The sequence below is a fragment of the Kitasatospora sp. NPDC114501 genome, from assembly GCF_055633695.1.
Genome location: NZ_JBVKDS010000034.1, coordinates 1 through 24,821, shown reverse-complemented (window position 1 = coordinate 24,821; position 24,821 = coordinate 1). Strand labels below are relative to the sequence as shown.

14 protein-coding genes and 1 rRNA gene are annotated in these 24,821 nt (G+C 73.7%); 12 read left to right on the top strand and 3 right to left on the bottom strand.

Annotation, left to right across the window (positions count from 1 at the left end):
• Positions 1-88: ribosomal RNA gene (rrf, locus tag ACZ7RU_RS36675) — 5S ribosomal RNA — on the top strand; the annotation flags it as partial.
• A 59-nt stretch (positions 89-147) separates the two neighbouring features.
• Positions 148-993 carry a phosphatase PAP2 family protein gene (locus ACZ7RU_RS36670; RefSeq protein ID WP_470345342.1) on the top strand — a complete coding sequence of 282 codons (846 nt, stop codon included), beginning with the start codon at positions 148-150 and terminating at the stop codon, positions 991-993.
• A 32-nt stretch (positions 994-1,025) separates the two neighbouring features.
• Here the strand turns inward: ACZ7RU_RS36670 and ACZ7RU_RS36665 are convergent, their stop codons facing one another.
• Together ACZ7RU_RS36665 and ACZ7RU_RS36660 are read right to left on the bottom strand one after the other, a co-directional pair.
• Positions 1,026-1,589, bottom strand: a complete 564-nt coding sequence (locus tag ACZ7RU_RS36665; RefSeq protein WP_470345341.1) for a GPR1/FUN34/YaaH family transporter — start codon at positions 1,587-1,589, stop codon at positions 1,026-1,028.
• 280 nt (positions 1,590-1,869) lie between these two features.
• Entirely contained in the window at positions 1,870-4,425 is a 2,556-nt protein-coding gene (locus ACZ7RU_RS36660; RefSeq protein WP_470345340.1) for a SpoIIE family protein phosphatase, read from the bottom strand.
• 479 nt (positions 4,426-4,904) lie between these two features.
• Here ACZ7RU_RS36660 and ACZ7RU_RS36655 point away from each other — a divergent pair, with 479 nt between their 5' ends.
• From ACZ7RU_RS36655 to ACZ7RU_RS36615, 9 genes are all read left to right on the top strand, one after another.
• Positions 4,905-9,503, top strand: a complete 4,599-nt coding sequence (locus tag ACZ7RU_RS36655; protein ID WP_470345344.1) for a HAMP domain-containing protein — start codon at positions 4,905-4,907, stop codon at positions 9,501-9,503.
• Between the two features lie 294 nt (positions 9,504-9,797).
• Complete coding sequence (locus ACZ7RU_RS36650) at positions 9,798-10,436, top strand: response regulator (protein WP_470345343.1); 639 nt, start codon at positions 9,798-9,800, stop codon at positions 10,434-10,436.
• Positions 10,437-10,583: 147 nt separating this feature from the next.
• Positions 10,584-13,256 carry an FtsK/SpoIIIE family DNA translocase gene (locus tag ACZ7RU_RS36645; protein WP_470345339.1) on the top strand — a complete coding sequence of 891 codons (2,673 nt, stop codon included), beginning with the start codon at positions 10,584-10,586 and terminating at the stop codon, positions 13,254-13,256.
• 282 nt (positions 13,257-13,538) lie between these two features.
• Positions 13,539-14,402 carry a helix-turn-helix domain-containing protein gene (locus tag ACZ7RU_RS36640; protein ID WP_470345338.1) on the top strand — a complete coding sequence of 288 codons (864 nt, stop codon included), beginning with the start codon at positions 13,539-13,541 and terminating at the stop codon, positions 14,400-14,402.
• A 96-nt stretch (positions 14,403-14,498) separates the two neighbouring features.
• Positions 14,499-16,004 carry a 30S ribosomal protein S12 methylthiotransferase RimO gene (rimO, locus tag ACZ7RU_RS36635; RefSeq protein WP_470345337.1) on the top strand — a complete coding sequence of 502 codons (1,506 nt, stop codon included), beginning with the start codon at positions 14,499-14,501 and terminating at the stop codon, positions 16,002-16,004.
• Complete coding sequence (gene pgsA, locus ACZ7RU_RS36630) at positions 16,001-16,639, top strand: CDP-diacylglycerol--glycerol-3-phosphate 3-phosphatidyltransferase (protein ID WP_470345336.1); 639 nt, start codon at positions 16,001-16,003, stop codon at positions 16,637-16,639. Before rimO ends, pgsA begins: the two co-directional genes overlap by 4 nt.
• Positions 16,640-16,655: 16 nt before the next feature.
• Complete coding sequence (locus ACZ7RU_RS36625; RefSeq protein ID WP_470345335.1) at positions 16,656-17,138, top strand: CinA family protein; 483 nt, start codon at positions 16,656-16,658, stop codon at positions 17,136-17,138.
• Between the two features lie 318 nt (positions 17,139-17,456).
• Positions 17,457-17,825, top strand: coding sequence for a helix-turn-helix domain-containing protein (locus ACZ7RU_RS36620; RefSeq protein ID WP_049660741.1), 369 nt, complete (start codon positions 17,457-17,459; stop codon positions 17,823-17,825).
• Between the two features lie 133 nt (positions 17,826-17,958).
• Positions 17,959-18,180 (top strand): hypothetical protein, encoded by a 222-nt coding sequence (locus ACZ7RU_RS36615; protein WP_470345334.1) that lies wholly within the window; start codon positions 17,959-17,961, stop codon positions 18,178-18,180.
• A 64-nt stretch (positions 18,181-18,244) separates the two neighbouring features.
• On the opposite strand, the gene ACZ7RU_RS36610 is transcribed toward ACZ7RU_RS36615, so the two are convergent.
• The gene (locus tag ACZ7RU_RS36610) at positions 18,245-22,948 is read right to left on the bottom strand and encodes an ATP-dependent helicase (RefSeq protein WP_470345333.1); all 4,704 of its coding nucleotides are present in this window, start codon (positions 22,946-22,948) and stop codon (positions 18,245-18,247) included.
• A 186-nt stretch (positions 22,949-23,134) separates the two neighbouring features.
• Between ACZ7RU_RS36610 and ACZ7RU_RS36605 the strand changes: the two genes are divergently transcribed.
• Entirely contained in the window at positions 23,135-24,670 is a 1,536-nt protein-coding gene (locus tag ACZ7RU_RS36605) for a S8 family serine peptidase (protein WP_470345332.1), read from the top strand.
• Positions 24,671-24,821: the final 151 nt, after the last annotated feature.

Genomic DNA, 24,821 nt, shown 5'->3' with positions numbered 1-24,821 from the left:
CGGTTACATTCCGAACCCGGAAGCTAAGCCTTACAGCGCCGATGGTACTGCAGGGGGGACCCTGTGGGAGAGTAGGACGCCGCCGAACAATCATTTCAAAAAGCCCCTTCCCGTCCGGGAAGGGGCTTTTTGCGTTACCCTCTGCCAATGCAGAACCTGACCCTGACCTGGCAGTCCGCCGGGGCCGCCGCCGTCGGCCTCCATGCGGGCGCGTACGCCGTGGCGAAGGGCCGGAAGCCGGCGCTGTCCGCGTTGTTGCGGGAGGCCGGCACGCTGCTGGCGCTGTTCGCCCTCTGGCAGCTGGTGGGGCACCTCTCGGTGATGAGCACGGACCACGCGCTGGACCGCGCCGGCTGGATCCACCACACCGAGCAGGTGGTCGGGCTGCCGGACGAGGCCTCCTGGCAGAAGGCGGTCACGCCGTACCCGGTGCTGGTGAGGCTGGCGAACTACTACTACGCGGTCATGCACTTCGCCGTCATGCTCGGTGTCCTGCTCTGGGTGTTCGTGCGGCACCGCGAGCGCTACGCGTGGGTGCGCAACACGGTGGTGATCACGACCGCGGTCTGCCTGCTGGTGCAGTTCATCCCGGTGGCGCCGCCGCGGATGCTGCCGGAGAACGGCTTCGTCGACGTGGCCGCCCAGTACGGGCAGTCGGTGTACGGCGGTGCGGTCGGTGGTGTGGTGGTGGCCGACCAGCTGTCGGCGATGCCCTCGGTGCACGTCGCCTGGTGCGTGCTGGCGGCGGTCGCGGTGATCCGGGTGTCACGCAGTTCGCTGCGTTGGGTGATGGTGCTGCACCCGGTGCTGACGGTGGCCGTGGTGGTGGTGACGGCCAACCACTTCTGGCTGGACGGCATCGTGGCCGTGGCGATCCTGTTCCTCGCCTACGCCGTGCTGGCGCTGTCGGCACGCCGACGGGGCCGGGCCTCCGCCGAGACGGAGTTCCGGCCCCGCGGCGCCGCCGGGGAGCGGCTGGAGCAGGTCGGTTGAACCGGGGCTGATCCACGGCGCTCCCGGACCGGTCACTTGACCGGGAGGGCGACCTTCCCCCAGGAGCCGTTGCTCAGCGCGGAGGTGGCCCAGTACCAGGCGGCGAGCCCGGAGACGGCCGCGACCCAGCCGCCGGCCTTGGCCAGGCCGCCGTAGCCGCCGAAGGAGGCGATGGCGGAGAGCACCAGGGAGAGCGTCAGCAGGCCGTAGACGGCGCGGCCGATCAGGCCCGCGCCCCAGCTCGCGGCGGTCAGGGTGAGGGCGAGCAGGGCCCACAGCAGCAGGAAGAGCCCGGCGGCGTTCTTGCCCGCCCCGCCGGCGGCGGACCAGGTCGCCCAGAAGGCGCCGAGGCTGGTGAAGGCGGTTCCGGTGAAGCCCTCACCGCCGCGGAGCTGCCAGAGGCCCGCGATGAAGAGGGTGGCGCCGCCGAGGACATGGGCGAGGTGGGCCGCGCTCCCGACTCCGGCGCCGTGCAGGACGCCGGTGGAGAGCAGGCCGTAGGCGAGCAGTGTGAGACCGAGCGCGAGGTAGCCGAGGTTACCGGCGTCGGCTCCGGTGGAGCGGGCGTTCGTTGCCCCGGTAGCGTCGTTGCTCACCGGAGGCTCCTTTCACTCTGGGCGCGCGCAGGGCGCAGTGACGCTGTGGTGTCGTCTCGATGAGTGGATGCGCGCGACCGCGCCGAGGGCGCACGGCGGTGAGCGTGCGCGGGCTGCGGTCGGAAGTGAGGGACCGTCGGAAGTGACGGGCCGGCGGAGAGTCGCCGGTCACGTCCCGCCGGAGGGAATCTCCGGTGGGATCGGTCTACCCGACCCGCTTCGCTTGTACCATTGTGAATATAACAATTTGTGACTGCGTCAGGCGCGAGTCGTGCGACGCTCAGGCCTGACGCTGGGTGGGCACCCGCAGGGTCAGGATCGCCATGTCGTCGGACGGCGGCTCCGGGGCGAAGCGCTCGACCGCGCGCTGCACCCTCGCCGCGACCGCCCCGGCGGTCAGGCCAGTGCAGCCGGTGAGCACCTCCGCGAGGCCGTCGTCACCCAGCATCCGCCGGCCCTCGCGGCGTTCGGTGACGCCGTCGGTGACGCAGAGCAGGACCTCGCCGGGAGCGAGCACCAGGTGCTCGGCGGTGAGGTCGAGGTCCTCCATGACGCCGAGCAGCGGCTGCGGGGTGGCGGCGCGGTCGACCTGGCCGTCGGTGCGCAGCCGAAGCGGCAGCGGGTGGCCGGCGCAGACCAGCGAGAGCTCGGTGCTGCCGTCCGGACGGGGCGTCAGCTCGCCGTACAGCAGGGTGAGGAAGCGGCTGCGCGCGCCCTCGTCCAGGATGGCCGCGTTGAGCCGGCGCAGCACCTGCGGGGCGTCCAGGCCCTCACGGGCCAGCAGCCGCAGCGAGTGCCTGGCCAGGCCGGTGACCGAGGCGGCCTCGGGCCCGGTGCCGCAGACGTCGCCGATGGCGAAGCCGTACGTGCCCTCGCGGATGGTGAACAGGTCGTAGAAGTCGCCGCCGACCTCGTTGCCCTCGCCCGCCGCCTGGTAGTAGACGTCCACCTCGACGCCGGGGATCTCCGGGAGGTCCGGCGGGAGCAGGCTGCGCTGGAGGGCCTGGCTGGTGGCGGTGCGCTCGGAGTAGAGGCGGGAGTTGTCCAGGGCCAGGGCGGCCCGGCGGGAGAGGTCCTCGGCGAGTTCGAGGATCTCCTGGCGGAACCGGACGCCGGCCGCGACGCCGAGCACCAGCAGGCCGATGACGCGGTTGCGGGCGGTCAGCGCGAGGACGACGGTCTCGCCGAGCAGGCCGGCGAGTTCCGGGCCGTCGATGAGGCCGCCGGCCTCGGCGGTCTCGGTGGGGGCCGTCCAGAACCGGACGCCGCCGTGGGTGGGGCCGGCCTCCGGAACGGGGGTCTTGTCGAGCAGGTCGCGCAGCGGGTCGATGCGGTCCTCGTCCTCGTGCAGGACGAAGGCCAGCCGGGCCGGCGAGGCGTGGTCGGCGGTGGTGTAGACGGCGCACCAGGAGGCGAGGGTGGGGACGGCCATCTGGGCCATCAGCGCGAGGGTCTGCTCGTGTTCGAGGGTGCCGGCCAGCAGGTCGGACGCCTCGACAAGGAAGGAGAGCGAGCCGCGGCGGAGCTGTTCGAGCTCGGTCAGCCGGGTGCTCTCGACGGCGAGGGCGACCCGGTCGGCGGCGAACTGGAGGCGCAGCGCGTCCTCGTTGTCGTAGCGGCCGGGCACGGCGGCGGCGATGCCGAGCGAGCCGATCAGCCGGCCCTCGACCTTGAGCGGGACGGTGACCAGGGAGCGCATGCCGCTCTCGGAGAGCAGCGGCAGGCCGGTGGGCCGGGTGGAGAGGTCCTCGTGGACGGAGGGCAGCCGGGCGGAGTCGTAGCGGTTGCCGGTCCCGACCGGGAAGCGGGCGTGCCGGCGGTGTCCGGCGGTGAGGCCGGTGGCGGCGCGGACCTCGAACTCGGCCTCGTCGTCGGTGGTGAGCAGCAGGTACGCGGCGTCGCCGTCGAGCAGGTCGCGGGCGCGTTCGACGGTGCGCTGGAGCAGGGTGTCCAGGTCGTCGGTGGCGACCGGGCCGGCCAGCAGGTCGAGCCGGTGGCCGGCCGGGTCGGGGCGCTCGCCGGGCAGGGCGCGGGCGGGGGAGCGCAGCACCGCGCGGTCGGGTTCGAGGACGAGCAGACAGAGCGTGGAGGGGACGCCCTCGTTGTCGCGCAGCCGGACCTGCACGCCGTACACCTCGACCTCGCTGCCGTCCTGGCGGCGGACGCCGTAGCCGCCTTCCCAGCGGGCCATCCGCAGGGTGTCGGTCAGGCCGAGGCCGGACTGCGGCCAGACCGCGAGGTCGGCCCAGGGGCGGCCGAGGACGGCGGCGGCGGGGTACCGGAAGAGCGCCTCGGCGTCCGGGTTCCAGGCCAGGACCCGGCCGTCGTCGTCGAGTTGGACGACGGCGACGTGCACCGGGCCGGGGCCGCTGGGCAGGTCGCTGCCGGGGGTGGCGGGAACGGCGTAACGGGTCCCGAGCACCTGTGCGGGCAGCGCGAGGCGGAACCAGACGGTCTTGCGGCCGGCCGCGTACTCGACGCCCCACCGTTCGGAGAGGGCGGAGCACATCAGCAGGCCGCGGCCGCCCTCGCCGTCCGGGTCGGCGTAGCGGTCGGAGCCGTTGCCCGGTCCGGCGCCGAGCGAGGGCAGACCGCGCTCGGGGTGGTGGTCGGTGACCTCGATCCGGACGCTCTGCTCCTCGCGCAGGCAGCAGACCTCCGCGGCGGTGCCGGCGTGCACGACGGCGTTCGTGACGAGTTCGCTGACCAGCACGACCGCGTCGTCGACGACCTCGGGCAGGCCCCAGCCGAGCAGCGCGTCCCGGACGAAGCCCCGGGCGGCGGCCGCGGACCTGCCGTCGGGGTCGAAGGTGGCGGCTGCGCGCGCGGTGACCACGTTGCCACTTCTCCTCTACTGCTCTTGCCCTGGCTGTCCGGGGGTGCGGCGCCGACTCCCCGCGCGCCGTCGGGTGAGCGGCGGCGCTGGGTCGGGTTGTGGCCCGGTGCAGCGCTCCACCCTACTTTCCGCTGGGTTCCCCGTGGGGGCGGGGAGCCGAAACAGGCACCAGAGGGTGATTCTGCCCACCTGTTTCGGGCGGTGCGGTACGAACCGAGCGCAACCGGCCGTTCACCCGGCGCCGTTGCTGCCAGACTGGGGGGTCCGCGACGGCCGGTGGGAGCAGTACGGTCGTGTGGGTGCCGGCGCGTCCAGGGCCGCCGGCACGCAGCCCAGCCGGGCCGGTGCCCAGGTGCGTGCCGCCCCGGCACGGTCGGTCACCGGACAGTTCACGATGTGGGAGGGGCCCGTTGAGTTCGGCCACCAAGGACGCAACCGGAACGACGCCGCCCGCCCCGCGCGGTGGGCGCCCCGGGGCCGTGCCGCGGAACGCGGCCGGCCGTCGGGCGAGCCACAACCGTGGTGCGGAGCCCGCCGAGCTGCGCAAGCTGCTGTCGGCGCTGACCGCGATGCGGGACGGCAACTTCCGGCGCCGGCTGACCGTCCCGGGGGACGGGCCGCTGGCCGAGATCGCCGCGGTGTTCAACGAGGTCGCCGAGCGCAACCAGCACCTGACCGGTGAACTGGCGCGGGTCCGCCGTGCGGTGGGCCGCGAGGGGCGGCTGAACGAGCGGCTGGAGACCGGCGCGGGCGAGGGCGCCTGGATGGCGGCGGTCGACAACTGCAACGCGCTGATCGACGACCTGGCCCGCCCGATGGCCGAGGTGGGCCGGGTGCTCACCTCGATCGCCGAGGGCGACCTGGACCAGAAGATGGAGCTGCGCTCGCTGCACAGCAACGGGGTGAGCCACCCGCTGCGCGGCGAGTACCTGAAGATCGGGCGGACCGTCAACGGGCTGGTGGACCAGCTCTCCGAGTTCACCGACGAGGTGACCCGGGTGGCCCGCGAGGTCGGCACCGAGGGCAAGCTCGGCGGCCAGGCCAAGGTCCGAAGCGTCTCCGGCAGTTGGAAGGACCTGGCGGACTCGGTCAACACCATGGCGGGCCGGCTGACCGCCCAGGTGCGCAACATCGCCCAGGTGACCACGGCGGTGGCCAAGGGCGACCTGTCCCGCAAGGTCACCGTCGAGGTGGCCGGCGAGATGCTGGAGCTGAAGAACACCGTCAACACGATGGTGGACCAGCTCAACGGGTTCGCCGCCCAGGTCACCACGGTGGCCCGGGACGTGGGGACGGAGGGCCGGCTGGGCGGGCAGGCCCAGGTGCCGGGGGTGGCCGGGGTCTGGCGGGACCTGACCGACTCGGTGAACTTCATGGCCGACAACCTGACCGGCCAGGTCCGCAACATCGCCCAGGTGACCACGGCGGTGGCCCGCGGGGACCTCTCGCAGAAGATCGAGGTGGACGCGCGCGGCGAGATGCTGGAGCTGAAGAACACCATCAACACGATGGTCGACCAGCTCTCCGGCTTCGCCGAGCAGGTGACCAGGGTGGCCCGCCAGGTGGGCACCGAGGGACGGCTCGGCGGTCAGGCGCAGGTGCCCTGGGCGGCCGGGGTCTGGCGGGACCTGACCGACAACGTCAACTTCATGGCGAACAACCTCACCGATCAGGTGCGCAACATCGCCCAGGTGACGACTGCGGTCGCCAAGGGCGACCTGTCGCAGAAGATCCAGGTGGACGCGCGCGGGGAGATCCTGGAGCTGAAGAACACCATCAACACGATGGTGGACCAGCTGGGCGCCTTCGCGGACGAGGTCACCCGGGTGGCCCGGGACGTCGGTACCGAGGGCATCCTCGGCGGCCAGGCCAGCGTGCCCGGCGTGGCCGGCATCTGGAAGGACCTGACCAACTCCGTCAACCTGATGGCCAACAACCTGACCAGCCAGGTCCGGAACATCGCCGAGGTGACCACGGCGGTGGCGCGCGGTGACGTCTCCAAGAAGATCACCGTCGACGCCCGGGGCGAGATCCTGGAGCTGGTGACGACCGTCAACACCATGGTCGACCAGCTGTCGGCGTTCGCCGACGAGGTGACCCGGGTGGCGCGCGAGGTGGGCACCGAGGGCATCCTGGGCGGCCAGGCCCGGGTGCGCGGGGTGTCGGGCATCTGGAAGGACCTGACCGACAACGTCAACTTCATGGCGTCGAACCTGACCGGGCAGGTGCGCAACATCGCCGAGGTCGCCGGTGCGGTGGCCCGCGGCGACCTCTCCAAGAAGATCTCCATCGACGCGCAGGGCGAGGTGGCGGCGCTCGCCGCGACCCTCAACACCATGGTCGACCAGCTCTCCTCCTTCGCGGTCGAGGTGACCCGGGTGGCCCGCGAGGTGGGCACCGACGGCACCCTGGGCGGTCAGGCGAGCGTGCCGGGCGTGGCCGGGATCTGGAAGGACCTGACCGACAACGTCAACCTGATGGCCAACAACCTCACCGGCCAGGTGCGGAACATCGCGCTGGTGATCACCGCGGTGGCCCGCGGGGACCTCTCGCAGAAGATCGACGTCGACGCGCGCGGCGAGATCCTCCAGCTCAAGACCAGCATCAACACCATGGTCGACCAGCTCTCCGCGTTCGCCGACGAGGTCACCCGGGTCGCCCGCGAGGTGGGCACCGACGGACGGCTCGGCGGCCAGGCGAGGGTGCCCGGGGTGGACGGCACCTGGCAGGACCTCACCGAGTCGGTGAACGAGCTGGCCAACAACCTGACCCGGCAGGTGCGCGCGATCGCCCAGGTCGCCACCGCGGTCACCAGGGGCGACCTGAGCCTGCGGATCGACGTGGACGCCGCGGGCGAGCTCGACGAGCTCAAGGACAACATCAACCAGATGATCGCCAACCTGCGCGAGACCACCCGCACCAACCAGGAGCAGGACTGGCTCAAGACCAACCTGGCCCGGATCTCCGGCCTGCTCCAGGGCCGCCGGGACCTGGAGGCGGTCGCCTCGCTGATCATGACCGAGCTGACCCCGGTGGTCTCCGCCCAGCACGGCGCCTTCTTCCTCGCCCAGCCGGCCGGCCGCACCGCCGAACTGATCACCGAGGACGACGACGAGAACGACACCGTGCTGCGCCTGATCGGCAGCTACGGCTACCAGCGGCGGGCGATGCCGACCACCTTCCGGCCCGGCGAGTCGCTGATCGGCCAGGCCGCGGTGGAGAAGCGGGCGATCATCCTCAAGGAGGCGCCGCCCGGGTACCTGAAGATCGCCTCCGGGCTCGGTGAGGCCTCCCCGGCCCACATCGTGGTGCTGCCGGTGCTGTTCGAGGGCCGGCTGCTGGGCGTGATCGAGCTGGCCACCTTCAGCTCCTTCACCACCGTCGCGCTGGACTTCCTGAACCAGATCGCCGACCTCATCGGCGTCACCGTCAACACCATCAGCGTCAACACCAAGACCGAGGGCCTGCTACTGGAGTCCCAGCGCCTCACCGCCGAACTCTCGATGCGATCCGCCGAGTTGGAGGCCCGCCAGGAGGAACTGGAGCGCACCAACGAGGAGTTGCAGGAGAAGGCCGAGCAACTCGCCCAGCAGAACCGCGACATCGAGATCAAGAACGGCGAGATCGAGGAGGCCCGGCAGGTCCTGGAGGAGCGCGCCGAACAGCTCGCCCTGGCCTCCCGGTACAAGAGCGAGTTCCTCGCCAACATGTCGCACGAGCTGCGCACCCCGCTCAACTCGCTGCTGATCCTGGCCAAGCTGCTCTCCGACAACAACGAGGGCAACCTCTCGCCCAAGCAGGTCGAGTTCGCCGACACCATCCACGGTGCCGGCTCCGACCTGCTCCAGCTGATCAACGACATCCTCGACCTGTCCAAGGTCGAGGCCGGCAAGATGGACGTCCGCCCGGCCCGGATCGCCCTGGTCCAGCTGGTCGACTACGTCGAGGCCACCTTCCAGCCGGTCGCGCTGGACAAGAACCTGGACTTCGCCGTCCGGGTCTCGCCCGCCCTGCCGGTCACCCTGCACACCGACGAGCAGCGGCTCCAGCAGGTGCTGCGCAACCTGATCTCCAACGCGGTGAAGTTCACCGACGCCGGAGCCGTCGACTTCTCGATCCGCCCGGCCGGCCGGGAGGTCCCGCAGCACGTGCGCGAGCGGCTGCTGGAGTCCGGCTCGATCCAGAACCCGGACGACGAGCTGATCGCCTTCGCGGTCTCCGACACCGGCATCGGCATCCCCGGCAACAAGCTGCGGGAGATCTTCGAGGCGTTCAAGCAGGCCGACGGCACCACCAGCCGCAAGTACGGCGGCACCGGCCTCGGCCTGTCCATCAGCCGCGAGATCGCCCGGCTGCTGGGCGGCGAGATCCACGCCGAGAGCGAGCTGGGCAAGGGCTCCACGTTCACGCTCTACCTCCCGCTGCGCACCGAGGCCCCGGAGAGCGCGGGGGAGCCGCGCCAGACCGCGCCGACCGGCCTGGCGGCGCGCGCCTCGGTCGGGGTGACCCCGGTGGGCCTGCCGGTGCCGGTCGGCGAGAACCCGGCCGACCACTGGGCCCAGGAGGTCCGCGAGCTGGCCGAGGAGCGCCGCCGCGGCGCGGTGGAGCGCCGGCGCACCGCCGCCCTGGAGAGCGCCGCCGGGCCGCGGACGGTGGAGCCCGCACCGCCCCGCCCGGTCAACGGCGACCGGCGCTTCGACGGCCAGCAGGTGCTGATCGTGGACGACGACGTCCGCAACGTGTTCGCCCTCACCAGCGTGCTGGAGCAGCACGGCCTGACCGTGCTGTACGCCGAGAACGGCCGCGAGGGCATCGAGATGCTGGAGCAGCACGAGAACGTGGCGCTGGTCCTGATGGACATCATGATGCCGGAGATGGACGGCTACGCGACCACCGAGGCGATCCGCCGGATGCCCCAGTTCGCCGGGCTGCCGATCATCGCGCTGACCGCCAAGGCGATGAAGGGCGACCGCGAGAAGTCGCTCCAGGCGGGGGCCACCGACCACATCACCAAGCCGGTGGAGACCGACCACCTGCTGTCGGTCATGCGCGAGTGGCTGAACGCGGACCGCGCGTGACCGCGCGGGGAGGCGTGCACCCCGCTCCGGGCCCCGGGGTTCACCTCGCCCCGGCGGTCGGCTTGCTGGCGGTCGGGCCCGGGAACCGGGTAGGGTCACCGATCGTTGCGAACAGTGACCGAACGGCGACACGCTGCTGAGCGTGCGCCGGAGCACGGGCTGCGCGCCGCTCCGGATCGGGTCACGACGGGGCGATGTGCCGGGCGAGGGGGTGCGGCTAGCATGACCGGGGTAGCGGTGGGCAGTACGCGGGTGCCGGCACCGGGCGGCAGGCAGGCGACAGGAGGGCGAGCCCTGATGCAGAAGGCCAAGATCCTCCTGGTCGACGACCGACCGGAGAACCTGCTGGCGCTGGAGGCGATCCTCTCGGCCCTGGACCAGACGCTGGTGCGCGCGGCCTCCGGTGAGGAGGCGCTCAAGGCGCTGCTCACCGACGACTTCGCGGTGATCCTGCTGGACGTCCAGATGCCGGGGATGGACGGCTTCGAGACCGCCGCCCACATCAAGCGCCGCGAGCGCACCCGGGACATCCCGATCATCTTCCTGACCGCGATCAACCACGGCCCGCACCACACCTTCCGCGGCTACGCGGCCGGCGCGGTCGACTACATCTCCAAGCCCTTCGACCCGTGGGTGCTGCGCGCCAAGGTCTCCGTCTTCGTCGACCTGTACGCGAAGAACTGCCAGCTGAAGGAGCAGGCCGCGCTGCTGCGCCTGCAACTGGAGGAGGGCGGCGACGGGCAGTCCCTCGGCGGGGCGCTGCTGGGCGAGCTGTCCGCCCGGCTGGCGGCGGTCGAGGAGCAGGCGGAGGCGCTCGGCAAGCAGCTGGACGGGGGCGAGGACGCCGGGGTGGCGGCCACCGCCGCGCACCTGGAGCGCAAGCTCGCGGCGCTGCGCCGGGCCCTGGACGCGATGCGGCCGGGCAGTTCCTGAGCCCCCGCCGCTGGTTCACCCGTCCGAGTGGTCCGATGCGGCGACCGGGTGAATCCGGATCAGGGTGACGGTGTGTCGGCGACACGGCCGGGCGCCCCGGCTCGGGCGCATGTGCAGTGGTCGCCCGCCCCGGTAGGCTGCTGACCCATGGCCACTCGCACGCCCGGGAACGCAGCACGTAAGTCGAGTCCGGGTCCGTCCAAGAAGGCCGCGGCGAAGGCCCCGGGCAAGCCGCCCGCGAAGAAGGCGGCGGCGAAGAAGGCGGCTCCCGCGAAGAAGACGGCGGCCAGGCCGGCCGCGCCCCCGCCGAAACCGTCCAGGTCGGTGCTGATGGGCGCGCTCAACGCACTGGCGAGCCCGATCGCCGCGATCTTCCGGGGTTTCGGCGACGGTGCCAAGAACCTCGACCCGGCCCACCGCAAGGACGGCGTGGGCCTGCTGCTGTTCGCGCTCGCGCTGGTGACCGCGGCCGGCACCTGGTTCAGCCCGCAGGGCTGGCTGGGCGAGGCGGCCACCGCCGTGGTGTCCGGGCTCTTCGGCCGGCTCGACGTGCTGGTGCCGTTCCTGCTGGCCGCGATGGCGGTCCGGCTCTGGCGCCACCCGGAGCTGCCGGAGGCCAACGGCCGGATCATGATCGGACTGAGCGCCCTGCTGGTCGGCGTCCTCGGCCTGGTCCACATCGGCTGCGGCGCGCCCATGATGGGCAGCGGCGCCTCCCGGATAAGGGCGGCCGGCGGGATCATCGGCTGGGCCGCGTCCACCCCGATGATGGCCGCCGCCGGGCCCGCCCTCGCCGTGCCGCTGCTCCTGCTGCTGGCCTTCTTCGGCCTGCTGGTGGTCACCGCGACCCCGGTCAACCGGATCCCGGAACGGCTGCGGTCGATCGGCGTACGGCTCGGGGTGGTCGAGCCCGGGCCGGAGGACGACCACTGGGGGCGTACGCCGGAGCGCGAGCTGTCCACCGACCCGCCGGAGGACGCCGACCCCGACGCGCTGCCGTTCACCGTGGACACCGACGGTGAGGACCCCACGGACGAGGTGGCCGCCCGTCGGCGCCGCCGCCGGCGCAAGCCGGCCGAGGAGCCGGAGGACGCCGAGCGGATCTCCCTGGACAAGGAGCCGCTGGACCCGTACGCCACCCGCGACCTCGCCGCCGGCGCGGCCGCCGACCTGGACGGCGCGCTGGTCTACGGCGTGCCCCCCTCCTCCGCGGTGGCGGACATGATGCACCAGGTGCAGGACCGCACCGCCCCGCCGGAGGAGGCCGCCGTCCCGGCCGCCCGCAGCGGCGGGGTGGGCGCGCCCGAGGGGCACGGCGAGGCGCCGGTGCGGATGGAGCAGCTCCAGCTCGGCGAGGGCGTCACCTACGCGCTGCCCTCGCTCGACCTGCTGGAGCGCGGCGGCCCGGCCAAGGCCCGCAGCGCCCTCAACGACGAGGTGGTCGCCCAGCTCACCGGTACCTTCGCCGAGTTCAAGGTGGACGCCAAGGTCACCGGCTTCACCCGGGGCCCGACGGTCACCCGCTACGAGGTCGAGCTCGGCCCGGCCGTCAAGGTGGAGCGGATCACCGCGCTCGCCAAGAACATCGCGTACGCGGTGGCCAGCCCGGACGTGCGGATCATCAGCCCGATCCCGGGCAAGTCCGCGGTCGGCATCGAGATCCCCAACCGGGACCGCGAGATGGTCAACCTCGGCGACCTGCTGCGCTCGCGCACGGCCGCCGAGGACTCGCACCCGATGGTCGTCGGCATGGGCAAGGACGTCGAGGGCCACACCGTGATGGCCAACCTCGCCAAGATGCCGCACATCCTGGTGGCCGGCGCGACCGGCGCGGGGAAGTCGTCCTGCATCAACTGCCTGATCACCTCGATCCTCGCCCGGGCCACCCCGGACGAGGTGCGGATGGTGCTGGTCGACCCCAAGCGGGTCGAGCTGACCGCGTACGAGGGCATCCCGCACCTGATCACGCCGATCATCACCAACCCCAAGAAGGCCGCCGAGGCCCTCCAGTGGGTCGTGCGCGAGATGGACATGCGCTACGACGACCTCGCGGCGTTCGGCTTCCGGCACGTGGACGACTTCAACGCGGCGGTGCGGGCCGGCAAGGTCACCCCGCCGCTGGGCAGCGAGCGCGAGCTGACGCCGTACCCGTACCTGCTGGTGATCGTCGACGAGCTGGCCGACCTGATGATGGTCGCGCCGCGCGACGTCGAGGACTCGGTGGTCCGGATCACCCAGCTGGCCCGCGCGGCCGGCATCCACCTGGTGCTCGCCACCCAGCGGCCCTCGGTGGACGTGGTCACCGGCCTGATCAAGGCCAACGTGCCGTCCCGGCTGGCCTTCGCGACCTCCGCGATGGCCGACTCCCGGGTCATCCTGGACCAGCCCGGCGCGGAGAAGCTGATCGGCAAGGGCGACGCGCTCTTCCTGCCGATGGGCGCCAGCAAGCCGATCCGCATGCAGGGCGCGTTCGTCACCGAGGCGGAGATCGCCAAGGTGGTGCAGCACTGCAAGGACCAGCTGACCGCCGTCTACCGGGACGACGTGATGGTCGGGGGCGGGCCGAAGAAGGAGATCGACGAGGAGATCGGCGACGACCTGGACCTGCTGATCCAGGCGGCCGAGCTGGTGGTCTCCACCCAGTTCGGCTCGACCTCGATGCTCCAGCGCAAGCTCCGGGTCGGCTTCGCCAAGGCGGGCCGGCTGATGGACCTGATGGAGTCGCGCGGGATCGTCGGCCCGAGCGAGGGCTCCAAGGCCCGCGACGTGCTGGTGAAGCCGGACGAACTGGACGGGGTGCTGATCACCCTTCGGGGCTGACCGGCCGGGCCCCGCGGGGCCCGGGCCGTGTCCTGACCGAGGTGTCACTCGTTCGGTGGAGGGTAGGCGGCGCGTGGGGAACCGAACGTGCGTACACCGCGTCACACGGCGGAAAGCGAACCCCGGTACCCCGACGCGGCTCCGCCGACGTCCCGTCAGCGGAGTGTCGGACCCCGGTCGGATCGGGTACGCGCATTCGGGCCCGTTCCGCTTGAGAAACGATCCGCCCCCGCCCCTAGACTGTTCCCCAGCAGGTGGCCATCCGCTCGAAAGGCGTGCCCCGTGACCATCGGCAAGTCCTCCGATCGCGAGAACACCATGCCGTCCCTCGAGCCGACCGACGACGTGGTGCAGGCGGCCGATGCCCCGAGCATCGGCCGGATGCTGTCCACCGCCCGGATCGACGCGGGACTCACGGTGGACCAGGTGAGTACCGCCACCCGGGTGCGGGTGCCGATCGTCCATGCCATCGAGGAGGACGACTTCGCCCGCTGCGGCGGCGACTTCTACGCCCGCGGGCACATCCGCCTGATCGCCCGGGCGGTCGGCCTGGACGGCGAGGCGCTGGTCGCCCGGTACGACGCCGCGCACGGCGGCCCGCCCGCCGCCAGGCGCCCGGCGACCCAGCTGATCGACAGCGGCCCGATCAAGGTGCCCCGCCGCGGCCGGCCGAACTGGGCGGCCGCCATGGTCGCCGCGATCGTCGCCGTGGTCGCGCTGATCGGCTTCAACCTGGTCAGCGGCAAGGACGGGCGCGGCACCACCGGCTCGGCCAGCGCGCCGCTGCCCAGCGGCTCCGGGACCGGCTCGGTGGCCCCCGCCGCCACGCCCACCGTCCAGCCGCCGGCGCCCGCGCCGAGCGCCGCCGCGATCGCCGCCGTCCCGGCCGACAAGGTCACCGTGAAGCTGGTCGCCGAGGGCACCAGCTGGGTCTCGGCGATGGACGGCACCGGCAAGTCGCTGTTCCAGAACAACATCAGCAACGGCCAGGACCAGACCTTCACCGACCCCAAGCAGATCAAGCTGGTGCTGGGCAACGGCGGGGCCGTGCACGCGTACGTCAACGGGAAGGACCTCGGCCTCCTCGGCAAGGACGGCCAGGTGGTGCACGTCACGTACACCCCCGGAGACCCGCAGGCAGGCTGACCACAGGGGTCGGAAGACCCACTGATGATCAGCTGATCCGAGGCGCGCGGCCTCCGGGGCGAACGGCACCGGAGCCCGCGCGTTAATCTTGGCCCTATGCCTGAACGCCGTACTGTCGCCCTTGTCACGCTCGGATGCGCCCGCAACGAGGTGGACTCCGAGGAACTCGCCGGGCGACTGGAAGCCGACGGCTGGTTGCTCGTCGACGACGCCACCGAGGCGGACGTCGCCGTGGTCAACACCTGCGGCTTCGTCGAGGCCGCCAAGAAGGACTCGGTGGACGCCCTGCTGGAGGCCAACGACCTCAAGGGGCACGGCCGCACCCAGGCCGTCGTCGCCGTCGGCTGCATGGCCGAGCGGTACGGCAAGGAGCTCGCCGACGCCCTCCCCGAGGCGGACGGCGTCCTCGGCTTCGACGACTACGCCGACATCTCCGACCGCCTCCAGACCATCCTGTCCGGCGGCCACCACGCCCCGCACCTCCCGCGCGACCGCCGCAAGCTGCTGCCGATCAGCCCGGCCGAGCGGCAGACCGCCGCCGAGGCCGTCGCCCTGCCCGGCCACGGCGCCGAGGCCGCCGCCGAGCCGATCGCCGACCTCCCCGAGGGCCTCGCCCCGGCCTCCGGCCCGCGCACCCTGCGCAAGCGGCTGGACGACAACCCGGTCGCCTCCGTCAAGCTCGCCTCCGGCTGCGACCGGCGCTGCTCCTTCTGCGCCATCCCGGCCTTCCGCGGCTCCTTCATCTCCCGCCGCCCCTCCGACGTGCTGCACGAGGCCCAGTGGCTGGCCGGGCAGGGCGTGCGCGAGATCGTCCTGGTGAGCGAGAACAACACCTCGTACGGCAAGGACCTCGGCGACATCCGGCTGCTGGAGACGCTGCTCGGCGAGATCGCCGCGATCGAGGGCGTCGAGCGGGTCCGGGTCTCCTACCTCCAGCCGGCCGAGATGCGCCCCGGCCTGATCGACTCGATGACCGGGACCGCCGACGTGGTGCCCTACTTCGACCTGTCCTTCCAGCACTCGGCGCCCGCCGTGCTGCGCCGGATGCGCCGCTTCGGCTCCACCGACCAGTTCCTGGAGCTGCTGGGGACGATCCGCGGCAAGGCCCCGCAGGCCGGCGCCCGCTCCAACTTCATCGTCGGCTTCCCCGGCGAGACCGAGGAGGACTTCGCCGAGCTGGAACGCTTCGTCACGCACGCCGGGCTCGACGCGATCGGCGTCTTCGGCTACTCGGACGAGGACGGCACCGAGGCCGCGACCTACGACGGCAAGCTCGCCGAGGACGTGATCGCCGACCGGCTGGACCGGCTGAGCCGGCTGGCCGAGGAGATGACCGCCCAGCGGGCCGAGCAGCGGATCGGCACCGAGGTCGAGGTGCTGATCGAGTCCATCGAGGACGGCGTGGTCGAGGGCCGCTCCGCCCACCAGGCCCCGGAGACCGACGGCCTGACCACCCTCACCGGTGTCGAGGCCCCCCGGATCGGCCAGTTCTGGCGGGCCAAGGTGGTCGCCAGCGAGGGCGTCGACCTGATCGCCGAGGCGCTGGAGCAGGTGCGGGTGCCCGGGACCGCGGCGGCCGACGCCCCGGGAGCCGGGGAATGACCAAGGGGCCCGGCGCCCCGGCCGCGGCCCACCCGGGCAGACCGGTGGCCGCGGCGCCGTCGACCCCGGGGGTCTGGAACATCGCCAACGTGCTCACGATGGTCCGGGTGCTGCTGGTGCCGGTCTTCGTGGCGCTGCTGTTCGCCCACGGCGGGCACGACCCCAAGTGGCGCTCGGTCGCCTGGGCCTCGTTCGCGATCGCGATGATCACCGACCTGTTCGACGGTGAACTGGCCCGGCGCAAGGGCCTGGTCACCGACTTCGGGAAGATCGCCGACCCGATCGCCGACAAGGCGATCATGGGCTCGGCGCTGATCGGCCTCTCACTGCTCGGCGACCTGCCCTGGTGGGTCACCGTGGTGATCCTCTCCCGCGAGCTCGGCATCACGCTGATGCGGTTCTGGGTGATCCGCTACGGGGTCATCCCGGCCAGCCGCGGCGGCAAGCTCAAGACGCTGACCCAGGGCACCGCGGTCGGCATGTACGTGCTGGACCTGACCGGCTGGCTGGCCACCGGGCGGGCCGTGCTGATGGGGCTGGCAGTGCTGCTGACCGTCGGCACCGCGCTCGACTACGTCGGACAGGCGCTGCGACTGCGCAGCGAGGGACGGGCCGCGGCGCGGCCGGGCCGCTGAGCTACGGGGGGACCGGGTGGCGGAACGGGACTACGAACTGGCCGAGCGGGCGCACGCCGCGCTGCGGGCCGAGGGCGGCACGCTGGCGGTCGCCGAGTCGCTGACCGGGGGTCTGCTGGCCGCCGCGCTGGTGGACGTCCCCGGGGCGTCCGCGACCTTCCGGGGCTCGGTCACCGCGTACGCGACCGAGCTGAAGGCCTCGGTGCTCGGGGTGGACGAGGGCCTGCTGGACGTGTACGGGCCGGTCCACCCGGTGGTGGCCCGACAGATGGCCGAGGGCGTGCGGGGACTGCTGGGGGCCACCTACGGGCTCGCGACGACCGGGGTGGCCGGGCCGGACCCGCAGGACGGGCAGCCGGTGGGCACCGTACACCTGGCGGTCGCCGGCCCGGGTGGAACTCTGGTCAGCTCGCCCCTGCTGTCGGGGGGTCGTGCCACAATCCGTCACGAAGCCGTGACCGCCGCGCTGGAGCTGCTGGTCGGTCGGTTCGTACGCTAGGGGTCCGCCGGGACGGGATCTCCACCGAACCGAGATCTGCCGATCTGGCGCGCGGGCATGGGACAGCTGGAGGATCGTGTTACATCCAACACCCTGGTTGGGCAGAAACCAGGTGGCGAACGAGTTGCGTGACGGTGACCGGGTGGGTCGCCACGGGTACCACGAGGGGCCCGCGAACCCGGCTGCGACACCGGAACGAGGAGGGGGACGGCCTTGCAGCCCAGAGTGAACACGACCAGGGTCCCCGCACGCGAAGCGGGCAAGGCGGTACGGTGGGGACGTGACATCTCGATCCGCAGTCCGAGGAGGGAGGCACCGATGATCCTGCTCCGTCGCCTACTGGGCGATGTACTGCGTCGGCAGCGCCAGCGCCAGGGCCGCACACTCCGCGAGGTGTCGGCGGCCGCCAGGGTTTCGCTCGGATACCTCTCCGAGGTCGAGCGGGGACAGAAGGAGGCCTCCTCGGAGCTGCTCTCCGCCATCTGCGACGCACTCGACGTCCGGATGTCCGAGGTCATGCGCGAGGTCAGCGACGAACTGTCGCTCGCTGAACTTGCGGCGATGGCCACCCTCTCCGAAGGTGATCTGCTGAGGCCGGTACTCGAACCGGTTCCGCTGCCCGCCCCCGGCACCGACCGGGCGAACATGTCGCCCAAGGCCGCCGCGATGGACGTGGTCGCCGCCTGATCCCGGCCTCGACTCCCGGGCGCCCCTGCCCGGGGCGAGCGAAGGGAGGGCGGTCGTGCGAACAGACGCGCAGACGCGCCCGACAGTCCGAATACGGGCCCGGGTGCGACTGCTCCTCCGGGTACGTCGTCCGGTGCGATGGGTCCTGGTGTTCTCGGCGGCCGGGCTCGCCTGGTGGCTCCTGGTGGTCCGGGGACAGCTGACCGACGGTGCCGTGCTGGGGCTGCTCGCGGCCGGCGGCTGGGGACTCGGTCTCATTCCGGTCCACGCCGACTGGAACGCGACCGGGCCGGCCCGGCGCCCGCGCGCGGAGCCGGTGGGACCGGCGCAGGCGCAGCCCCCGCCGATCGGGTGATTCGACCTGGCCGGAGGCCGCGGGGTTCTCGGCCCCGCGGCCTCCGGCTCTTTCGTGCCCTGCCTCAGGGGCGCAGGCGCAGGCCGCGCGGGGTGGCGTGGAAACCGGCCTCCTCCAGGGCGCGGCCGAGGGCCGAGCCGAGCGCGGGCTCGCCGTTGGCCCGCTCGACCGTGACGCTGCCGAGCGCCCCCTGCCGGACGGCGGCCGCGAGCGCCCCGGCCGCCAGCGCCCGGGTGGCCTCGTCCTCCGGCCAGGCCAGCAGGGACTTGCCGCCGCGCTCGACGTACAGCGCCAGCTCGCCGTCCACCAGGACCACCAGGGCACCCGCCTTGCGGCCCGGGCGGTGGGCGGTGGACTCCTTGCCGCCCGGGGCGGCGGGCGGTTCGGGCCAGGGCAGGGCGGCGCCGTAGGCGTTGGCCGGATCGGCGGCGGCCAGCACCAGCGTCTGCGGCGGCTCGCCGGCCGGGGCGGCCGGCCACTCGGCCGCCCGGGCCCGCTCCAGCCGGCCGTTCACCGAGCGCAGCCGGTCGGCCGCGCCCTCCATGGCGAACTGGGCGCCGCCCAGGCCCTCGACGAAGTAGCCCCGGCGGGCCCGGCCGCGCTCCTCCATCGCGGCGAGCACCCGGTACACCCCGGCGAAGCCGCCGGGCACCCGTTCGGCCGCCACCGTGCCCCGGGTGAGCAGGCCGTGCCGGTCCAGCAGGCTCTGCGCCTGGGCGGTGGCCCGGACCGTCGGGTCGGTGGCGGCGGCGGGCAGCAGCGACCAGCGGCCGGCCACTGTCGGCGGGCCGCTGCGCAGGGCGCCGCCGACCCGGCCGAAGGCCCGGCCGGCGCCGCCGTAGCGGCCGCGCGGGGTGGACCGGGGCGCCCGGTGGGCGGTGGCGCCCGCCGTCCGGCCGGAGCCGAGCAGGGCGCGCAGCGGGGCGAGGGTGTCGTTGCTGACGTAACCGGCCCAGACCAGGTCCCAGAGCGCCTCGACGACCTCCGGCTCGGCGGTCCCCTCCGGCAGCTGCTGGACGAGCTGGCGGAAGAACAGGCCGTAGCCGCCGGCCAGCGCGGACATCAGGGCGCTGTGCACCGGGGTGAGCGCGGGCGGGACGGGCTCGGGGCGCAGCAGGTGGGCGTTCTCGGCGAGGTGCAGGCTGAGCCAGCCGTCCTTGCCGGGCAGGGCGCCGGCCCCGCACCAGCCGACCTCGCCGGCCGCCATCAGCTCGTCCAGCAGGCCGGGGGAGTAGTCGGCGAGCCGGGCCGGGAGGATCAGCTTCTCCAGCGCGGAGGCGGGCAGGGCGGTGCCCTGGAGCTGCTCGACCACCCGCAGCAGGCCGTCCGGGCCGCGCAGCCGATGGCCGGCCAGGTGCTGCCACTGCGGCAGGAAGGCGGCCAGGGCGCGCGGCGGGACCGGCTCGACCTCCTGGCGCAGCGCGGCCAGCGAGCGGCGCCGCAGCCGGCGCAGCACCTCGGCGTCGCACCACTCGGCGGCGGTGTGCCACTCGGGGTCGGTGTGGCTACCGGCGGGCCGGAACTGGCCCTGGACCAGGCGGCCGCCGGCGGTCATGCGGTGCAGGGTGCCGGTGACCACGGCGGTGCCCAGGCCGTAGCGGTCGGCGGCCTCGGCGGCGGTGAACGGGCCGTGGGTACGGGCGTGGCGGGCGATCAGGTCGCCCAGCGGGTCCTTGACCGGCTCGGTGAAGGCCTCCGGGACGCCGACCGGCAGCGGGGTGCCGAGGGCGTCGCGCAGCCGTCCGGCGTCCTCGATCGCGGCCCAGCGCCGCTCGCCGGCGATCCGGACCTGGATCACCCGGCGGGCCGCCTCCAACTCCAGGGCCCACAGCGGCTCGGCGCCGCGGAGCGCCAACTCGGCCTCGGTGAGCGGGCCGAGCAGGCGCAGCGCGTCGGCGACGCCCTCGGCGTCCCTGATCCGGCGTTCGGGGGTGAGGCGCTGGAGCTCGGCCTCCAGCTCGGTGAGCACCTGCGGGTCGAGCAGTTCGCTCAGCTCGGCCTGGCCGAGGAGCTCGGACAGCAGCCGGGAGTCGAGCGAGAGGGCGGCGGCGCGGCGCTCGGCGAGCGGGGAGTCCCCCTCGTAGAGGAACTGGGCGACGTAGCCGAACAGCAGCGAGCGGGCGAAGGGCGAGGGCTCCGGGGTGGTGACCTCGACCAGGCGGACGGCGCGGGACTCCAGATCGCCCATCAGCTCGACCAGGCCGGGGACGTCGAAGACGTCCTGCAGGCACTCCCGGACGGCCTCCAGGACGATCGGGAACGAGCCGTACTCCGAGGCGACCTCGAGCAGTTGGGCGGCGCGCTGGCGCTGCTGCCAGAGCGGGGTGCGGCGGCCGGGGTTGCGGCGGGGGAGCAGCAGGGCGCGGCCGGCGCACTCCCGGAAGCGGGAGGCGAACAGGGCGGAGCCGCCGACCTGGTCGGTGACCAGCTGCTCGATCTCGCCGGGGTCGAACAGGGCGGCGTCGGCGCCGACCGGGGCCTCGTCCGGGCGCGACTGCTCCGCGGGGGCGCTGAAGTCGAAGTCGAGGGAGAGCAGGTCCGCGTCGGGCAGGCGGAGCACGATGCCGTCGTCGGCGTGCATGACCTGTGGGTCCAGGCCGTGCTTCTCGCGCAGCCGGGCGCCGAGGGCGAGCGCCCAGGGGGCGTGCACCTGGGCCCCGAAGGGGGAGTGGATGACGATCCGCCAGTCGCCGAGTTCGTCCCGGAAGCGTTCGACCACGATGGTGCGGTCGTCCGGGAGGTGGCCGCAGGCGGTGCGCTGCTCGGCGAGGTAGTCCAGCAGGTTGGCGGCCGCCCAGTCGTCCAGGCCGGCCCGCTTGAGCCGCTCGGTGGCGGCCTCGGGCTGGAGGGCGCCCAGTTCCCGGGTGAACGCGCCGAGGGCGCGGCCGAGTTCGAGCGGCCGGCCGAGCGCGTCGCCCTTCCAGAACGGGAGCCGGCCGGGGACGCCGGGGGCGGGGGTGACCAGCACCTTGTCGTGGGTGATGTCCTCGATCCGCCAGGAGGTGGTGCCGAGGGTGAACACGTCGCCGACGCGGGACTCGTAGACCATCTCCTCGTCGAGCTCTCCGACCCGGCCGCCGCCCTTCTTGGGGTCGGTTCCGGCGATGAAGACGCCGAACAGGCCGCGGTCGGGGATGGTGCCGCCGGAGGTGACGGCCAGCCGCTGGGCGCCGGGGCGGCCGGTCACCGTACCGGCCACCCGGTCCCAGACCAGCCGGGGGCGCAGCTCGGCGAAGGCGTCCGAGGGGTAGCGGCCGGCCAGCATGTCGAGCACGGCGTCGAAGGCGGACTGCGGGAGGGACGCGAAGGGCGCGGCGCGGCGGACCACGGCGAGCAGGTCGTCCACCGGCCAGGCCTCCAGGGACGTCATCGCGACCAGCTGCTGGGCGAGCACGTCCAGCGGGTTGCGCGGGATGCGCAGCGCCTCGATCCGGCCGGCCCGCATCCGCTCGGTGACCACCGCGGACTGCACGAGGTCGCCCCGGTACTTGGGGAAGAAGACGCCGGTGGAGACCGCGCCGACCTGGTGGCCGGCCCGGCCGACCCGCTGCAGGCCGGAGGCGACCGAGGGCGGCGACTCGACCTGGACGACCAGTTCGACGGCGCCCATGTCGATGCCCAGCTCCAGGCTGGAGGTGGCGACCACGGCGGGCAGCCGGCCGGCCTTCAACTCCTCCTCGACGAGCGAGCGCTGCTCCTTGGAGACGGATCCGTGGTGCGCCCGGGCGATCACCGGGGGCGCGCCCTTGGCCGCGCCCGAGCCGCCCATCAGCTCGGCCGGGGCGTGGGCCTCGGGGACGGCGGTGCCGGTGGCGCGCTCGTGGGCGATCTCGTTCAGCCGGTTGCACAGCCGCTCGGCCAGTCGGCGGGAGTTGGCGAAGACGATGGTCGAGCGGTGCGCCTCGACCAGGTCGACGATCCGCTCCTCGACGTGGGGCCAGATCGAGGCCTGCCGCTGAGGGTCGCTGCCGGCGGCGCCGCCGGTGGCCGGGGCGGCGGGCAGGTCGTCCAGGTCGGGGACGGGGACGACCACCGAGAGGTCGAAGTCCTTGGCGGAGGCGGGCTGGACCACGGTGGCGCCGCGCTGGGGGCTCAGGAAGCGGGCCACCTCCTCGACCGGGCGGACCGTCGCGGACAGGCCGATCCGGCGGGCCGGGCGGTCCAGCAGCTCGTCCAGCCGCTCCAGGCTGAGCGCGAGGTGGGCGCCGCGCTTGGTGCCGGCGACGGCGTGCACCTCGTCCAGGATCACCGTGTCCACGCCGCGCAGGGCCTCCCGGGAGGCGGAGGTGAGCAGCAGGAACAGCGACTCGGGGGTGGTGATCAGGATGTCCGGCGGGTGGGTCGCGAAGCGGCGGCGGTCGGCGGCCGGGGTGTCGCCGGAGCGGATGGCGACCTGGACCTCGGGCTCGGGCAGGCCGAGCCGGACGGCGGCCTGGCGCAGGCCGGCCAGCGGGGCGCGCAGGTTCCGTTCGACGTCCACCGCGAGGGCCTTGAGCGGGGAGACGTAGAGGACCCGGCAGCGGCGCTTGGGCTCGGCGGGGGGCGGGGTGCTGCTGAGCCGGTCGAGGGCGGCGAGGAAGGCGGCCAGCGTCTTGCCGGAGCCGGTGGGGGCGACCACCAGGACGTCCGTCCCCCGCTGGATGGCCTGCCAGGCCTCGGCCTGGGCGGCGGTGGGGGCGGAGAAGGCGCCGGTGAACCAGGCCCGGGTGGCCGGGGCGAAGCCGGCCAGGGGGTCGCGGGTGGGCGGGGTCGGGTGCTGGGGCGCCATGCCCCCATGGTGCCGGGTGGGACTGACAAGTGGGGTGGGTGGCGGAGGGGAGGGGGAGAGGGAAGGGGAGGGGAGGCGGGGGTGGGGTGCACGCTGGGGGGCAGAAACGGTGATCCGCTCATATGGTGAGAAATCGGATGCTTGATCCTTCCTTGACCCACCGGACCGACGAGCGGAGACCGTGCGATGGCGCAGGCGTACCCGCCGGGCAGGACCGCCGCCCGCGCCGCCCGTCGCCGTCGGGTCCGCGGGCCCGCCCGGGCACTGCTCGCGATGCTGCTCATGGCGCTCGTGGTGGGCGGAGCCGTCCCGTACGTGTCCGGGCCGGGGCGTGCCTACCTCAGCTACCTGGTGCTGGCCGAGGGGGAGGACGCCGCCGGCGCGGCCCGGGCCGGGACGGAGAGCCGGGCGGCGGGCGGACAGGTGGTCCAGGAGTACCCGCAGATCGGGGCCGCGCTGGTGTACGCGACCGGCCCGTTCGCCGACCGGGTCCGGGCCCGGCCCGGGATCGCCGCCGTCGGGGCCACCAGGACCGCGCCGGTGGTCGCGCCGCCCCGGTCGGTGGCGGGAGCGGGGGACTTCAGGGCGGGGACGGGGGCGGGGGAACGGGCAGCCGGCGGGCGGGGTGGTGACCGGGCGGACTCGGCGACCGTCACGGTGCCCGACCCGGGGGAGGGCGGCGCCTGGAACCTCGCCATGGTCGGGGGCGCCGGTGGTCGGACGGGAGACGCCTCGGCGGTGTCCGCGGGAACCGTGCCGAGCACCGAGGCGCTGCACAAGGTGCTGGTCGCGGTGCTGGACTCCGGGGTCGACGACACCCACCCGGACCTGCGCGCCGCCGTCGACCCGAAGGCCTCCGCCTCCTGCGCGGACGGCCGGCCCGACGCCCGCACCGGCGCCTGGCGGCCCGACGCCGGGGTGGTCGAGAACGGCCACGGCACGCACGTCGCCGGGATCGTCGGCGCCACCCGGGACGGCCACGGCGTCACCGGGGTCGCGCCGGGCGTGCGGATCGCCGCCGTCCGGCTGCTCGGGCCGCTCGGGCAGTACTACGCGGAGAACATCGTCTGCGGGATGCTCTGGGCCGCCGACCACGGGGCCAAGGCGATCAACAACAGCTACTTCGCCGACCCGTGGAAGTACAACTGCCCCGAGGACCGGGACCAGGCCGCGCTGATCGCGGCCGTCGGACGGGCCGCCGGGTACGCCCAGCGGAAGGGGGCGGTGGTGGTGGCCTCGGCGGGCAACGACGGGCAGGACCTCGGCGCGGCCCGGACCGACGAGCGGAGCCCCAACGACCGGATCTCGGGGCCGGCGCCCGTCCGCCACGTCGGCACCGAGTGCGTACGGTTGCCCGGCGAGCTGCCCGGGGTCGTCACCGTCACCGCGGTCGACCGGGAGGGGCACCCGGCGGGGTACTCCAACTACGGTCGCGGGCGGGTCTCGCTGGCGGCGCCGGGAGGCGACCCGGACGGCGGGACGCAGGGGGCGGTCGTCTCCGACTGGCCGGGAGGGCAGTACGCGGCGCTGGCGGGGACCTCGATGGCGGCCGCGCATGTGACCGGGGCGGTGGCGGTGGTGGCTGCTCTGCACCCGGAGCTGGGGGCGGGTGGGTTGGCGGGGGTGTTGGCGGGGGCGGCGGCGGGAGGGTGTCCGGTGGGGGTGCTGGGGTGTGGGGAGCGGGGGTATTTCGGGGCGGGGTTGTTGGTGGTGCCCCGCTGAGGGGGCTGTTCGGGGGGTGGGCTTTCGGGGTTCGGGCTTTCGGGAGGGTGGGGGGCCGGGGGCGGCTCCGGGGGTGGGTGCTGCGGGGGCTGGATGATTTTCAGACTGCCGGTGGCGTGGGTGGGGTCGTTGGGTGCGTTGGCAGTCTGAA

What these genes read in the sequence shown, in the direction of transcription:
- ACZ7RU_RS36645 (WP_470345339.1), top strand. Translation starts at nt 10,584, where the DNA reads ATGGCCACTCGCACGCCCGGGAACGCAGCACGTAAGTCGAGTCCGGGT.
- ACZ7RU_RS36620 (WP_049660741.1), top strand. Translation starts at nt 17,457, where the DNA reads ATGATCCTGCTCCGTCGCCTACTGGGCGATGTACTGCGTCGGCAGCGC.
- rimO (WP_470345337.1), top strand. Translation starts at nt 14,499, where the DNA reads ATGCCTGAACGCCGTACTGTCGCCCTTGTCACGCTCGGATGCGCCCGC.
- ACZ7RU_RS36605 (WP_470345332.1), top strand. Translation starts at nt 23,135, where the DNA reads ATGGCGCAGGCGTACCCGCCGGGCAGGACCGCCGCCCGCGCCGCCCGT.
- pgsA (WP_470345336.1), top strand. Translation starts at nt 16,001, where the DNA reads ATGACCAAGGGGCCCGGCGCCCCGGCCGCGGCCCACCCGGGCAGACCG.
- ACZ7RU_RS36610 (WP_470345333.1), bottom strand. Translation starts at nt 22,948, where the DNA reads ATGGCGCCCCAGCACCCGACCCCGCCCACCCGCGACCCCCTGGCCGGC.
- ACZ7RU_RS36670 (WP_470345342.1), top strand. Translation starts at nt 148, where the DNA reads ATGCAGAACCTGACCCTGACCTGGCAGTCCGCCGGGGCCGCCGCCGTC.